We start from the raw sequence: 13779 nt of genomic DNA, 5'->3' as shown, positions 1-13779 counted from the left end.
CCTTTGTGGCCGCTTGCTACCTCTTCTTTTACCTCCGCCATGGTCGCCGTTCCGCGGCCAACTTGAACGAAAGCGCCACGACTCGATGAGCGATTCTTCCCCTTCCCCACTTCTCTTTTCCCTTTACGAGCAGGCCAGCGTTGGTTGCGGCGGCGCACCGAGCCTGTGGACTCACCCGCTGGATGACCGTCTCCAGGTCAATTCCCTGGATCGATGGAAAAATGTTGCCATCACCGCCGAGGAGGCAAACCTTGACGCGCTCTTCTTCGCAGACGTGTTGGGTCTCTATGACGTCTACGGTGGGTCTGCCGATGCAGCGCTCAGCTGGGCAGTGGAGGCTCCGGCGAATGACCCCTTCGTTTATGTACCTGCCTTGGCTGCACTGACCGAACGTCTTGCGTTCGTGATTACCGCATCGACGACGTATGAACACCCGTTCGCGCTCGCCCGGCGATTTGGCACCCTGGACCACATCAGTAACGGCCGTATCGGCTGGAACATCGTGACCTCTTATCTCTCCAGCGCGGCACGCAACTTCGGCATGGACGAGATGCTAAAGCACGCCGATAGGTATGAGCGGGCCGACGAATTCATGGACGTCATCTACAAACTTCTTGAAGGCAGCTGGGCGGCGGACGCGGTTGTGGCGAATAAGGCGGAACGGGTTTATGCCCGTCCGGGTTCGGTCCAACCCATCAATCACGCCGGCCCACATTTCCGGGTTGACGGGCCATCGCTAACCTCCCCGTCATCACAGCGAACCCCCGCCCTCTACCAAGCCGGCTGGTCACCACGTGGTCGAGAGTTTGCCGCTAAGCACGCCGAAATGGTGCTGCTACCCAAGAAGGACCCGAACGAAATTGCCACCGGGTTGGGAGACATTAATCGTCGTGCCGCCGAACGAGGCCGGCCCGCGGGCGAGATTCGATCGATGGCGTTGGCCAGAATCATCACCGCACCCACCACTATCGAGGCGCAAAAGAAGTACGACGACCTGCAAAGCAACTACCATCTGGAGGCACAGCTGGTTAGTTATGCCGGGGACACGGGGATTGACCTGAGCAAGTATGCCGATAACGAACCACTCACCACGGATTCCAACGGCCTGACGTCCTACGTCGTTAAGGGTGCTCCGACGGATAAACCACTGACTGCTGGAGACGTTCGCCGGAAGTTCGAAAACGTCACCCGCGGCACAGACTTGCTATTCATTGGGACGCCGGCGAATGTTGCAGACCAGATTCAAGAACATGCGGCAACCTCTGGTCTCGATGGATACATGATCAATCCCTTGGTGAGCCCGGGATCGCTCAACGATTTCGCTGAATTTGTTGTTCCCGAGCTTACCAAGCGCGGGCTCTACGATTCGGAACCGAAGTCGGGGACGTTGCGCTCCAGGCTCCGCAAGGACAAAACAGATCGGCTGCCGTCAACGTCGTACGGGGCATCGTTCCGGCAGACGGTGAGCCAATCCCGCTAAGTCCTGCGGGCTGGTTTGCCGCGGAGTTGAATGGTCGTTGAGGGGTCTGGACATGGGCGGTCTTGGCCGAGGCGGGCGGTTCTGTGGCAGTGGCTACGCCGTCGATCCTCCGTCCGGACAAACGGCCGATGCCCACTACTGGAACCACTGGCCCAAGGTTATCGGGAACCCCGTTTTGCCGTGCCAGCGATGGGGAGCAGGCTTCTGGCGGACACACTTCCCGACCTATGAGCCGATTCTCGGATCGCGCACATCAAGGGCGACCAGTCGGGTGGCGGCCGAACATGGCCACCGCGTCCCGGTGAATCTAGGCTGGTGCCATGGAGTGGCTGGCGGCGCACGACTACGGCATGGCCCGCGAAATCCTGCAACGCGGGGTGGCGCTGATCTACCTCGTTGCCTTCATCTCTACACTGAACCAGTTCAGGGCCCTAGTCGGAGAACGAGGGCTGCTTCCCGTGCCCCGGCTGCTTGTGGGACCCGGTGCCCACGGACCTTCGTTGTTCAGCCGGATCGGGTACTCGGACCGGAAGCTGGTGGCCGTGTGCGCCGCCGGGATCGCCATCTCCTCGGTGCTGGTGGCAGGGCTTCCGCAGGCAGGGCCCCCGTGGCTGCCGCTGGCCGGCTTCTTGGTCCTGTGGGGCCTGTACATGTCGATCGTGAACGTGGGGCAGGTCTTCTACGGCTTCGGCTGGGAAATGCTGTTGCTGGAGGCCGGGTTCACCGTGGGCCTGCTCGGTTCCCGGCAGGTCCCGCCGCCGCAAACCATCCTGCTGTTGGTTGCCTGGCTGGTGTTCCGGCTGGAATTCGGCGCCGGCATGATCAAGTGGCGCGGGGACCCGGCCTGGCGAAACCTCACGGCCATGTACTACCACCACCAGACCCAGCCGATGCCTGGCCCGTTCAGCCGCCGGGCCCACCTGGCCCCGAGATGGTGGCATCGCTGTGAGGCGGTGGGCAACCACACTGCTCAACTGGCGATCCCGTTCCTGCTCTTTGCGCCCCAGCCGATTGCCTCCATCGCGGCGGCCATCGTCATTGCCACGCAATCGTGGCTGGTGGCCACCGGTAACTTCGCATGGCTGAACTGGCTCACCATCGTCTTGGCGTTCTGCCGGATCAGCGACCCGGTGCTGCGACGGCTCATCCCATGGCTGCCCCCGGAAACGGGTCCGAGAGTCGAGGCGCCGATATGGTGGACCGCGGTGGTGCTGGCCGGAACGCTGCTGCTGGCCGGGCTCTCGATTCCGGCGCTGCGCAACCTGTCCTCCTCCCGCCAGCGCATGAATGCGTCCTTCAATCGCTGGCAATTGGGCAACGCCTACGGGGCCTTCGGCACGGTCACCCGGCAACGGATCGAGGTCGTCATCGAGGGCACCGAAGCCAATTCGCCCGAGGACGCGACCTGGCTGGAATACGGGTTCAAGGGGAAACCGGGCGACGTGTCCAGGAGGCCCCGCCAGTTCGCGCCCTACCACCTGCGTCTGGATTGGATGATGTGGTTCCTGCCGCTGGACTCGGTGCACCAGCGCTGGTTTTACGAGCTGTTGGCCAGGCTGCTGGAGGCCGACGCCCGGACCCTGGCACTGTTGCGCCACGACCCGTTTTCCGGGAGACCGCCGCAATTCATCCGCGTGCTTACCTACCGCTACCGTTTCGCCACTGCGGCCCAGCACCGGGACACCGGCGCCCATTGGGTGCGCGACCAGCGGCAGCTGGTGATCGGCCCCGTTGCGCGACCAAATGCAGCTGGATAAAACGCTCCGGGTGTCCTTCCCGTCCCCGGTGCGACCCGGTGGGGCGCGGGGCCGGGGATCAGTAGGATGGGAAGGTGGCTCATATCGATGTCTCCGACATTCACTATTTTCTTTCCGACGGCACCCAACTGCTTGGCGGCGTCACCTTCAAGGTGACCAGCGGCAGCAAGACGGCACTGATCGGCCCCAACGGGGCTGGCAAGACGACGCTCTTCAAGATCATCGCCGGCGACCTCAAATCCGATGAAGGTGCAGTCAGCCGGTCCGGAGGCATGGGCATCATGCGGCAGTTCGTCGGCCAGGTGCGTGACGACTCCACCGTGCGCGACTTGCTGGTGTCCACCGCCTCGGCAGACCTGGCGGCAGCGGCGAAGGCCGTGGATGAAACCGAGCTGCTCATGATGGAATCCGATGACGAGAAGATCCAGATGCGTTATGCCCAGGCCATCATCGACTGGGGAGACGCCGGCGGCTACGAGCTGGAAACCGCGTGGGACAAGGTCTGCATGGCTGCGCTCGGCGTGCCCTTCGACCGCGCCGCCCACCGCCTGGCATCAACGCTTTCCGGCGGCGAGCAAAAGCGGCTGGTCCTTGAGGCCCTCTTCGAAGGCCCCGACGAGCTGTTGCTGCTTGACGAACCGGACAACTATCTCGACGTCCCGGGCAAGCGCTGGCTCGAAGCCATGCTCAACGCCTCGCCGAAGACCGTCTTGTTCATCAGCCACGACCGCGAACTGCTGAACAACGCAGCCAACCGCATCGTCACGCTCGAGCCCGGACACTCCGGGGCGACCGCATGGATCCACGGCGGCGCGTTCGGTTCCTACGTCGACGCACGGCGTGAACGCAATGAACGCTTCGAGGAACTGCGCAAGCGGTGGGACGAAGAGCACGCCAAGCTCAAGGAGCTGGTGAACATGTACAAGAACAAGGCGGCCTTCCGCTCGGACATGGCCAACAGGTACCACGCGGCGCAAACCCGGCTTGCCAAGTTCCTCGAGGCGGGCCCGCCCCAGGCCATCCCGCTTGAACAGAACGTCAACATGCGGCTCAAGGGCGGGCGAACGGCCAAGCGCGCTATCGTCGCCGAGAAGCTTGAACTCACCGGGCTGATGAAGCCCTTCAGCAACGAAATCTGGTTCGGGGACCGCGTGGCGATCCTGGGCTCAAACGGTTCGGGCAAGTCCCACTTCCTGCGGCTGTTGGCCTCGGGCGGAACCGACCCGGAACGCGAACACCTGCCGGTCTCGGAAATCGAGATTGCCGAGGTCCCGCACAATGGAACGGTGAAGCTCGGGGCGCGCATCCGTCCCGGGTTCTTCGCCCAGACCCACAGCCGCCCCGATCTCCTGGGCCGGACGTTGTTGGACATCCTGCACCGAGGCGACGAGCACCGCTCGGGCATGGCCCGGGAGGCGGCCTCCGGCGCGCTTGACGGCTACGGCCTGGCCGGCCAGGCGGAGCAGAAATACGATTCCCTCTCCGGCGGACAGCAGGCTCGTTTCCAGATCCTGCTGTTGCAGCTTTCCGGCGCAACGTTGCTGCTGCTTGACGAGCCCACCGACAACCTTGACCTGCATTCGGGGGAGGCGCTGGAGCGGGCCATCGAATCGTTCGTCGGTACCGTGCTGGCCGTGACCCACGACCGCTGGTTCGCCCGGTCGTTTGACCGGTTCCTGGTGTTCGGTTCCGACGGAAAGGTTTACGAGTCCGCGGAGCCGGTCTGGGACGAGACACGGGTCCAACGCCAGCGGTAGCGGCCGCCCGCTCGGTGGGCATGGGCGCACGGAGCTGACGGGCCGAACTCGATTTGGGATTACATTCGGGGCTCTGGTAGTGTTTTACCTGCTTCATTCCTCCGTAGCTCAATTGGCAGAGCATTCGACTGTTAATCGAAGGGTTACTGGTTCAAGTCCAGTCGGAGGAGCGTACACAGGAAACCCCGTTCTCCATTGGAGGGCGGGGTTTCCTCGTCTCCACACGATCTCATACCCTGGGTGTACCTCTTCAGGTTGAGCCGTTTAAGCACGTCCGGGTGATAGTTTTGGGTGGAGCGGACCGGGCCGAGGCCGCATGAAATGGAGACACTATGTCTGGATCGGAATCGACTGGCACCCAATACCAGTCAACGCCACGAACCATCAAGGGACAGGTAGGCGGACTAAGCCAGCTGATCCCCAACCAATTGGCTGACGAAGCGCGCATTGCCGCCAACGTCCTCAAGTCAAAGGGCATCAGCGTCGGCATTGCGGCCGGCGCCGGAATTGTGGCACTGGCATTGCTTGGCCTCATGGTGATTGCCTTGGTCGTGGCCCTGGTCATGGGAATCGGTACCGTCATTGATCCCTGGCTGGCCGCGCTGTACGTGGCCGCCGGCTTCCTGGTCCTTGCACTGATCCTTGCGGCATTCGCCTTCTTCAAGATCAAGAAGGCCATGCCGCTGGTGCCTGAGGAAGCAATCCGCGGAATCCGGCACGACCTCGGGGTTGTCAAGGACGGCAGCGCCTTCGATGTTTCGACGCTCGATGAGCCGAAGCCATCGAAGAAGAAGGAAGAGAAGGACGCCAAGAAGGAAGACGCTCGTGAGGCAAAGGCCGAGAAGCCCACGCACAACGAGTTGATCATCCGTACCCGTGAACGTCGCGAGGAGATCGCCCTGCATCGCGATGGGCTGGGACAAAAACTTGAAGTGCCCCTGCACCTGGGAGAAAAGTTCTCGGACGCCGGACAGGCCGCCGGCGACGCGGTGACCAAGGCCGCCGGCAAGGCAAGACACCTTGCGGACAGCGCTTCGGAGAAGCTCTCCGAAGGGGCGGAAAAGGCAACTGGAAAGTTCGCGTCCCTCAGCGGCCTCGAAGGTGAAAACACCAAGGATGCCCTGCGCGAACGCTGGCGGCCGCTGGCCATCATGGCCGGATCGGTGACGATGTTCTTTGTCTTCTTGCGCAAGTTGGTGCGTAAGTAGGCAGCGGCCCGTTGCGCTCAGGCCGACATCCCTGAAGCGTTCCCCCTCTGCTTGCCGATCCAGCGCGGATCGGAAAGCAGGAATCCGGTAACCGGAACTCAACAAAAACCATTGATGGGCCCAGCAGCCCAGGACCTCGGAACAGACCATGAAAGAGGAGGGCATGCGCATCTTTGGAGCGGGAACACGCGACAATTTTGAATACCGCGAGCTCACCACCTTCTGGACGGTTCCGAACCTGATAACTGTTCTCAGATTCCTGTTGGTGCCGCTCTTTGTCTGGCAGACGCTGACCATGCACTACGGCTGGGCGACACTCACCCTGGCAATCCTGGGTTCCTCCGACTGGATCGACGGCTATGCTGCCCGCCGCCTCGACCAGATCTCCACCGTGGGCAAATGGCTCGATCCCGTCGCCGACAGGGTTGCCCTAATTGTCATCGCCACGACTTTTGTTGCCACCGAGATTGCCCCGGCGTGGCTGGTGTTCTCGATTGTGATCCCCGATGTGGTCTTGATCGTCAACGCATGGGTGCTCTTTCGGGGCAATCCCAACCTCCCGGTCAGCAACCTTGGAAAGTTCCGAACAGCGCTGCTTTTGGTCGGAACGCCGTTGTTGCTCCTGGGCAACACCAATTGGGGCAAGGGAACCATCCTGGGCGACATTGCAACCTGGGCCCTGGCCCTGGCCTGCGTGCTTCACGTGATTGCGGCGGCGCAGTACTTCGTGCTGGCACGGCGCAAGGCCAAGGCGCTGAAATCGGGAACTGAATGGTCTGGCTAGCGGTCACGGCCGCAATCGCCGGGGCGTTCTTTCTGGCCTTTGGAACGCAACGGCAATCCAGCGCGGTGCGTGCCAGCGCCGGCGGACTCGACGTAACCGGAATCGGGATGCTCCGATTCTTCAGGACGCCCCGTTGGGTGTTGGGGCTGCTCCTGCTGGCCATGGGGATGAGCCTGAACGTGTACGCCCTGGCGAGCGCACCGTTGACCGTGGTCCAGCCCATTGGCGCGATTGCGCTGGTCATCACCACGGTCGTCAATGCCCGTGAGCACCACATCAAGATGAATCGGCCCACCATCCTGGCGATCATTGCCTGCATGGTGGGCAGCGCCGCATTCGTCTTCCTGGCCATCGAGGTCAGTGCCGAGGAGCACCGGATCACCGGTGGCCAGGAACTGATCACTATCCTGATCCTGGCGATCGCCGTTACCGTATTCGGTGGAGCCGTCGTGCTCTTCCCCCATCGGCTTGGCGCGTTCTTCTACATTCTGGGCGCCGGGGTCCTTTTCGGGTTCGTGGCCGTGTTGGTGCGCACCATTTCCGTGACCCTGCTTGTACCCAACGGACGGTTCCTGGCCAACATTTCCTGGTACTCCGTCATTGCCGTGGCTGTTGCGGGACTGCTGGGTTCCTACTTCGTGCAGAATGCCTATTCGAAGGGCCCTCCGGACTTGGTCATTGCCGGGCTGACGGTCATCGACCCCATCGTTGGGATCTCCATCGGGATTGTGATCCTGGGTGAGTTGGATCCCAATGTCCAACCCGCCATCGCGCTAAGCATGGTGGGCGCAGGTTGCATTGCTATCGTAGGGGTGATCGCCTTGTCGCGACATCACCCGGACGTGCTTGAACGCAAGGCCGAAGCCAAGCGTCGCACCAAGGTCACCGATGGAAAATAGACATTGCCGAATTCCTGCGATTGCCCAACCAAGACAATGAAACGACAAGCGTGGCCTCGAAAAGCGGTCATGTCAAGGAGTGAACACACCCCGTGACGGGCGAGAAACCATTGAAAATCGTGATTGCGGCTGATACCTATCATCCGGACGTGAACGGCGCAGCAGTCTTTTGCCATCGACTGGCCACGGCCATGACCGAACGCGGACACCAGGTGCACGTCATGGCGACCCGGCCGGACAAGGGGCCCACCGTCACCGAGGTCCTGCCAGAGGCAACCGTCCACCGGTTGCGCTCGCATGCGGTGCCGACACACGAGTACTTCCGCATTTGTTTTCCATGGGAAGTCAATCCGGAGATCAAGCAGTTGCTCAACGAGATCAAGCCTGATGTCGTTCATGCCCAGTGCCACTACATGATCGGCCAGGGCGCATTGGCCTTCGCCAACAAGCAGGGCGTCCGGACGGTGGCCACAAACCACTTCATGCCGGAAAACCTGGACCCGTTCCTGCCGTTCCCGCAGTGGTTCAAGCGGATCGTGGCGCGGAATTCCTGGCGCGACATGGGCAAGATCATGGGCAAGGCGAATGTCGTCACCACGCCGACCCCGCTGGCGGCCCGCGCCATGACCCAGTTCGCGCGTTTGGGCAAGGTCCTCCCGCTGTCCAACGGGATCGAGTCCAGCAACTATGAGCTCGGGGCCACGGAGTCGATCGACCGCAATCCCTATCCCACGATCCTGTTCGTGGGCCGCTTGGCTGTCGAGAAGAATGTCAACGAGCTCATCGACGCCCTGACGCTGATGAAGACGGTCCCCGACGCACACCTCGAGGTCATCGGCGGCGGTGAGCAGCGTGCTCCGCTGGAAAAGCTGGCCCGTGAAAAGGGGGTTGCAAACCGCGTGCACTTCCTGGGACACGTCGACGACGAGGAACTCCGCAGTGCTTACCTGCGCTGTGACGTCTTCTGCCAGCCCGGCACGGCGGAACTTCAGTCCCTGGTGACATTGGAGGCCCTCTCGGCATCCAAACCCGTGGTGCTGGCCAATGCGATGGCGCTGCCGCACCTGGTCGATGACGGGGTCAACGGTTACCTGTTCGAGCCCGGTGACCGGGCTGGACTGGCCGGGAAGCTGGACTCCATCCTGGCCATGGCCCCCGAGGACCAAGCCATGATGGGCAAGGCGGGGCATGCCAAGGCAGCCTTGCACAGCCACAGCAAGACCATGGACACCTTCGAGTCGATCTACCGCGGTGCCGCCGCGGAGGACTTTCTTCCCTGATTGCGGTCCTGGCCATGGGTTTTTGGCAGGGAAAGATGAAAACCCGAGTCGGAATCCACTAGGATGGCTGGGGATGTTTCAGTGATCGCCGTCATTGGCGGAATGCTTGCTGGTTCACCCGGTATTGGGGCGGTAGCTCAGTTGGTCAGAGCAGAGGACTCATAATCCTTTTGTCGTGGGTTCAAGCCCCACCCGCCCTACACACGAACGGCCTAGCCAGATCCCGCAATGAGGGATTCCGGCTAGGCCGTTCTTCGTACTTATCGGGCGTTTGATGGGAGTTTTGGTGGTAGTTCCCGGCCGAAACCCGGCATCTCGGCAGCCGAACGATGGCAGGGCGCACCCTGCCGTCGTCCGCAGCGACTGCCGCGGGTTCCGCTAGGCTCGAATTGCGACGGGGAATCGACCCCGCTGCTGTGCCTTGGCCCATGCAGCGCCTGCAAAACGTTTATCTCCAAGCACCACCGCTGAAAGGACGAGACCGGTCCATGCATTGCGTCATCTTCGTCGACCAACACCCAGACACCCTCGGGGGCATGCAAACCTCCGTTCGGCTGCAACGGCGCTTCCTTGAATTGGCCGGACACCGGGTGACGATCGTTTCGCCCAGGTACCGGGGCAAGCATGAAATCGACCCGGCCATCGTCGGACTGCCCTCGATTCCGTTGGGTCCGGGGGAGTACTCGCTGTGCATCCCCGGGAACCACAGCGACAAGGTGCTGGCGCAGGCAATCGCCGGTCGCGGGCCGGTGGACGTGGTGCATGTCCAGGCCGATTTCTGGCAGGCCATCATCGGCTACCGCTTCGCCAAGGCCAACAACCTGCCGGTCGTCCACACCATGCACAATCGGCTGGATGTGGGAATCGCCGCAACGATGCCGCTGCCGGGGCTGGTCCAGCGCGGGTTCGGCCTCGCGCAAAAGGCGTTCCTGCGCACCGGCAAGCCGGTGGCGGCCGATGCCTGGACGTACCTCCAACGATTCACCGACCACGCCCAACGCGTGACCGCACCCTCGAGCCACTTCGCCCGACTGCTGCAGGACGAACGCGTATTCGCACACGTCGATGTCGTTCCCAACGGCATGGACGACGAGATTGCGGCGGGTCTGCTGGCCCGGCCACCGGCCGAACCGGGTCCCCGGCCAAGGCTGGCGTGGGTGGGCAGGTTCAGCGCGGAGAAGCGCCTGCTTCCGTTCCTGGACGCGGTTGCCACCGCAAATGTCGACGCGGAGATCCATGTGTTCGGCGACGGCGCGGACCGGGCCAAGGCGGAAGCCAAGGCCCGGTCCATGGACAAGCCGACGGTAATCATCCGCGGAAAGGTTCCCTACGGGCAAATGCTTGAGGAGCTCAGGCGGGCCGACGCCCTGGTCCAGACGTCCCAGGGGTTCGAGACCCAGGGCATGACGGTCTACGAGGCGGCGGCCCTGGGCACGCCGTCGCTGCTCAGCGACCGAAGCATCGCCGAGGACCTTCCGGACGGGGTCTATTGGCTCACCGAGGATGACTCGGTTGCCGGACTTGCCAGCGCCCTGGGCAACTGCGTCGAGCAGCTGCGCTCGGGCCGCGGCCCGCAGACCTCTTCCTTCGACCCGGCATCGTTCCTCCAAAGCCGGCAGACCGGTCTCATGGTCAAGGTCTATGAGAACGCGGATCGCGAGTTCGGGCCCCGAGGCCTGCCCCGGGGCTAATCCAGCGGCAGGAGGATCGAGGGACGGGTGTCGATGATCGTGAGCAACGGATCGATGTATTCACCGTCCAGCCGCAGGCCCCAGTGCAGGCACCGCGCATCGCAGTGCGCGCCGGTTCCGACGACGCCGATCTCGTCATGGGCCGAGACGATGGCACCGACCGCCAGGGTGCTGCGCACCGGCTCGAAGCTGGAGAGCAATCCCGATCCGTGGTTGATGACAATCACCGGCCGGTCCACGACGGTCCCGGCGAAGGAGACGATGCCGCCGGCGGGCGCGCTGACGGTGTCCCCGGGGCCGGCCTCCAGGTCGGCGCCCCGGTGGCCGCTGAGCCAACGTTGGGCCGGCGGGTCGAATGCGCGCACGACCCGCGGCACCGGGGGCAGCGGCCAGCTCCACGCGCCGGTGGGGGCCGCGCGCTGGCTTGCCTGGCCGGGGACGGGCGGGGGAACGCTGGCCGGGGCCAGCAGCACAAGGGTGCCGATCGTGAAACCTGCCAAGGCCGAAACGATTTTCATGCCCCAAGCATGTTGGGTTCTGGCGGCCCCGCGGCCTGATGGCGGCCGCCCTGTGGAGGCAACCGGCATGTGATGCACGTCCCTTGCGCTTGTGCGGATGGGTCAATTTTCGGGCCACCTGCCTGTAGTACACTGGAACACGCGGTTCTCTGTGCCTTCTTCTCGCCTGCGCGAAAGGAAGAACACATGAAACTGACTTCGCGCATGAACGCTCCATGCGGCCAAATCCTCCACCTTCGTGGCGGCCGGCCGCGTGCGACCGCCAGGCCCACGGTCCGACTCTCGTCGGTTGGGGTGTTGGCGGGAACGGTTCGCCGTTCCGTCCATGCCAGGGGTCGCGTCCAATTCCGGATGCGCACCATCAACCGATAACAATGGCAGTTACCGCGGTCCAGTGATGGGCCGGCCAGCTACTGCCGGAAGGAGTTGCGACATGCCAGTCGTAACCATGCGCCAGCTGCTCGACAGCGGCGTTCACTTTGGACACCAGACCCGTCGTTGGAACCCGAAGATGAAGCGATTCATCTTCACGGAGCGCAACGGCATCTACATCATTGACTTGCAGCAGTCGCTGTCGTACATCGACCGCGCCTACGAGTTCGTCAAGCAGACCGTTGCCCACGGCGGCACCGTTCTGTTCGTTGGCACCAAGAAGCAGGCTCAGGAAGCAATTTCGGAGCAGGCTACCCGCGTTGGCCAGCCCTTCGTCAACCAGCGCTGGCTCGGTGGCATGCTCACCAACTTCCAGACCGTTTCCAAGCGCATCTCGCGCATGAAGGAACTGGAAGAGATCAACTTCGAGGATGTTGCCGGTTCGGGCCACACCAAGAAGGAGCTGCTGCTGCTCAAGCGCGAGCTGACCAAGCTTCAGACCAACCTTGGCGGTATCCGCAACCTGACGAAGACCCCTTCGGTCCTCTGGGTTGTCGACACCAAGAAGGAGCACCTGGCCATCGATGAGGCACGCAAGCTGGGCATCCCGGTTGTTGCCATCCTCGACACCAACTGCGACCCGGACGAAGTCCAGTACCCGATCCCGGGCAACGACGACGCCATCCGCTCCGTCAACCTGCTCACCCGCGTTGTTGCAGACGCCGTTGCCGCTGGCCTCATCGCCCGCAACAACAAGGCTGCAGGCAACACCGAAGCCCCGGCCGAGCCGTTGGCCGAGTGGGAGCGCGAACTGCTCGAAGCCGGCAAGACCGAGGCTCCGGCCGCTGAAGCTGCTGTTGAAGCCGCTCCGGTAGCTGAAGCAGCTGTTGAAGCCGCACCGGTTGCTGAAGAAGCACCTGTCGCTGAAGCAGCTCCGGCTGCAGAAGAGGCACCGGCCGCTTCGGCCGAGTAGTCACAAAACCAAGGTCCCGGGTCGCCGGCGCTTTCCCGCCTTGCGGGGGAGCGCCGGCAGCCCGGGACAAACCGCGGGACGGGCCACAATGGCCCGTCCTTCGGCGAAAAAGCTCAAAACCACTTATGAATGGGGTTGCACGTGGCAAACTACACCGCTGCTGACATTAAGGCACTGCGCGAGCGCACCGGCGCTGGCATGATGGACGTCAAGAAGGCCCTCGACGAGGCCAACGGCGACGCCGACAAGGCCATGGAGCTCATCCGCATCAAGGGCCTCAAGGGCGCCACCAAGCGCGAGGGCCGCGCGACCTCGGAAGGCCTCGTTGCCGCCAAGGTCGTCGACGGCACCGTCGGCGTCATGATCGAGCTTTCCTGCGAGACCGACTTCGTCGCCAAGAACGACAAGTTCATCGCACTGGCTGCCAAGGTCCTGGAAGTTGCCGTCTCCTCGGGCGCAGCCGACCTGGAGACCCTGCTGGCTGTCGACGTCGAGGGCAAGTCCCTGGCCGACGTCGTCACCGAAGAGGGCGCAGTCTTGGGCGAGAAGGTCATCGTCCGTCGCCTGTCCCGTCTTGAGGGTGCATCGGTCGATGCCTACCTGCACAAGACCTCCAAGGACCTGCCGGCCCAGGTTGGCGTCCTCGTTGCAGTGGACGGCGCCGGCGAAGCCGCTGCCACCGTTGCACACGACGTTGCAGTGCACACCGCCGCAATGGCACCGACCGTGCTGTCCCGCGACGACATCGACGCCGAGATCGTCGAGTCCGAGCGCCGCATCGCCATGGAGACCGCAGTTGCCGAGGGCAAGCCCGAAGCCGCACTGACGAAGATCGTTGAAGGACGCCTCACCGGCTTCTTCAAGGAGCAGGTGCTGGTCGACCAGGCATTCGCCAAGGACGCCAAGAAGACCGTGGGCAAGGTGCTGGAAGAAGCCGGCGTTGCAGCCACCGCCTTCTCGCGTTTCCGCGTCGGAGCCTAATCGGCTCGACAGCAGGTAAATTGGTTCACGGAGCCCCGGCACCTGTAACCAATTGCTTCACACCAAGGTAAAGGGGGTG

At 63.1% G+C, this 13779-nt stretch carries 11 protein-coding genes and 2 tRNA genes; 12 read left to right on the top strand and 1 reads right to left on the bottom strand.

The genetic code is table 11. The features are described 5' to 3' along the window. The 10 genes from ACIPVK_RS06475 to ACIPVK_RS06430 all read left to right on the top strand — a co-directional run. Positions 1–1480, top strand: a 1480-nt coding sequence (locus tag ACIPVK_RS06475; protein ID WP_407611136.1) for an NtaA/DmoA family FMN-dependent monooxygenase, incomplete at its 5' end; no start/stop codon positions are given. 320 nt (positions 1481–1800) lie between these two features. Continuing rightward, on the top strand, positions 1801–3237 hold the full coding sequence (locus ACIPVK_RS06470) for a lipase maturation factor family protein (protein ID WP_407611135.1): 1437 nt from the start codon (positions 1801–1803) through the stop codon (positions 3235–3237). Positions 3238–3311: 74 nt separating this feature from the next. After that, complete coding sequence (locus ACIPVK_RS06465; protein WP_407611134.1) at positions 3312–4994, top strand: ABC-F family ATP-binding cassette domain-containing protein; 1683 nt, start codon at positions 3312–3314, stop codon at positions 4992–4994. A gap of 97 nt (positions 4995–5091) precedes the next feature. Continuing rightward, positions 5092–5164, top strand: a tRNA-Asn gene (locus ACIPVK_RS06460). A 162-nt stretch (positions 5165–5326) separates the two neighbouring features. After that, positions 5327–6202, top strand: coding sequence for a phage holin family protein (locus ACIPVK_RS06455; protein ID WP_407611133.1), 876 nt, complete (start codon positions 5327–5329; stop codon positions 6200–6202). A 163-nt stretch (positions 6203–6365) separates the two neighbouring features. Then, on the top strand, positions 6366–6986 hold the full coding sequence (locus ACIPVK_RS06450; RefSeq protein WP_407611132.1) for a CDP-alcohol phosphatidyltransferase family protein: 621 nt from the start codon (positions 6366–6368) through the stop codon (positions 6984–6986). Then, a complete protein-coding gene (locus ACIPVK_RS06445) occupies positions 6974–7885 on the top strand; it encodes a DMT family transporter (RefSeq protein WP_407611131.1) in 912 nt (303 codons plus the stop codon). The genes ACIPVK_RS06450 and ACIPVK_RS06445 overlap by 13 nt, the downstream gene beginning before the upstream one ends. Positions 7886–7977: 92 nt before the next feature. Continuing rightward, complete coding sequence (locus ACIPVK_RS06440) at positions 7978–9165, top strand: glycosyltransferase (protein WP_407611130.1); 1188 nt, start codon at positions 7978–7980, stop codon at positions 9163–9165. A 126-nt stretch (positions 9166–9291) separates the two neighbouring features. Further along, positions 9292–9365, top strand: a tRNA-Ile gene (locus ACIPVK_RS06435). Between the two features lie 336 nt (positions 9366–9701). After that, positions 9702–10856, top strand: coding sequence for a glycosyltransferase (locus tag ACIPVK_RS06430; protein ID WP_407611129.1), 1155 nt, complete (start codon positions 9702–9704; stop codon positions 10854–10856). On the opposite strand, the gene ACIPVK_RS06425 is transcribed toward ACIPVK_RS06430, so the two are convergent. Beyond that, complete coding sequence (locus ACIPVK_RS06425; RefSeq protein WP_407611128.1) at positions 10853–11374, bottom strand: M23 family metallopeptidase; 522 nt, start codon at positions 11372–11374, stop codon at positions 10853–10855. The two genes, ACIPVK_RS06430 and ACIPVK_RS06425, sit on opposite strands and share 4 nt — an antisense overlap. A 433-nt stretch (positions 11375–11807) precedes the next feature. On the opposite strand from ACIPVK_RS06425, the gene rpsB reads away from it, so the two are divergent. Together rpsB and tsf are read left to right on the top strand one after the other, a co-directional pair. Then, positions 11808–12719: a 30S ribosomal protein S2 gene (gene rpsB, locus ACIPVK_RS06420; protein WP_407611127.1), complete on the top strand. Its 912-nt coding sequence runs from the start codon at positions 11808–11810 to the stop codon at positions 12717–12719. A gap of 141 nt (positions 12720–12860) precedes the next feature. Continuing rightward, positions 12861–13700, top strand: a complete 840-nt coding sequence (tsf, locus tag ACIPVK_RS06415; protein ID WP_407611126.1) for a translation elongation factor Ts — start codon at positions 12861–12863, stop codon at positions 13698–13700. Positions 13701–13779: the final 79 nt, after the last annotated feature.

This window comes from Paeniglutamicibacter sp. MACA_103 (genome assembly GCF_045798555.1).
Taxonomy (GTDB): Bacteria; Actinomycetota; Actinomycetes; order Actinomycetales; family Micrococcaceae; genus Paeniglutamicibacter.
This window is presented reverse-complemented; position numbering and strand designations above follow the sequence as displayed.

Bases quoted from the DNA above. Each gene is read 5' to 3' on its own strand.
- ACIPVK_RS06470 (WP_407611135.1), top strand. From the start codon at position 1,801: ATGGAGTGGCTGGCGGCGCACGACTACGGCATGGCCCGCGAAATCCTG.
- ACIPVK_RS06455 (WP_407611133.1), top strand. From the start codon at position 5,327: ATGTCTGGATCGGAATCGACTGGCACCCAATACCAGTCAACGCCACGA.
- ACIPVK_RS06450 (WP_407611132.1), top strand. From the start codon at position 6,366: ATGCGCATCTTTGGAGCGGGAACACGCGACAATTTTGAATACCGCGAG.
- ACIPVK_RS06445 (WP_407611131.1), top strand. From the start codon at position 6,974: ATGGTCTGGCTAGCGGTCACGGCCGCAATCGCCGGGGCGTTCTTTCTG.
- ACIPVK_RS06430 (WP_407611129.1), top strand. From the start codon at position 9,702: ATGCAAACCTCCGTTCGGCTGCAACGGCGCTTCCTTGAATTGGCCGGA.
- ACIPVK_RS06425 (WP_407611128.1), bottom strand. From the start codon at position 11,374: ATGAAAATCGTTTCGGCCTTGGCAGGTTTCACGATCGGCACCCTTGTG.
- rpsB (WP_407611127.1), top strand. From the start codon at position 11,808: ATGCCAGTCGTAACCATGCGCCAGCTGCTCGACAGCGGCGTTCACTTT.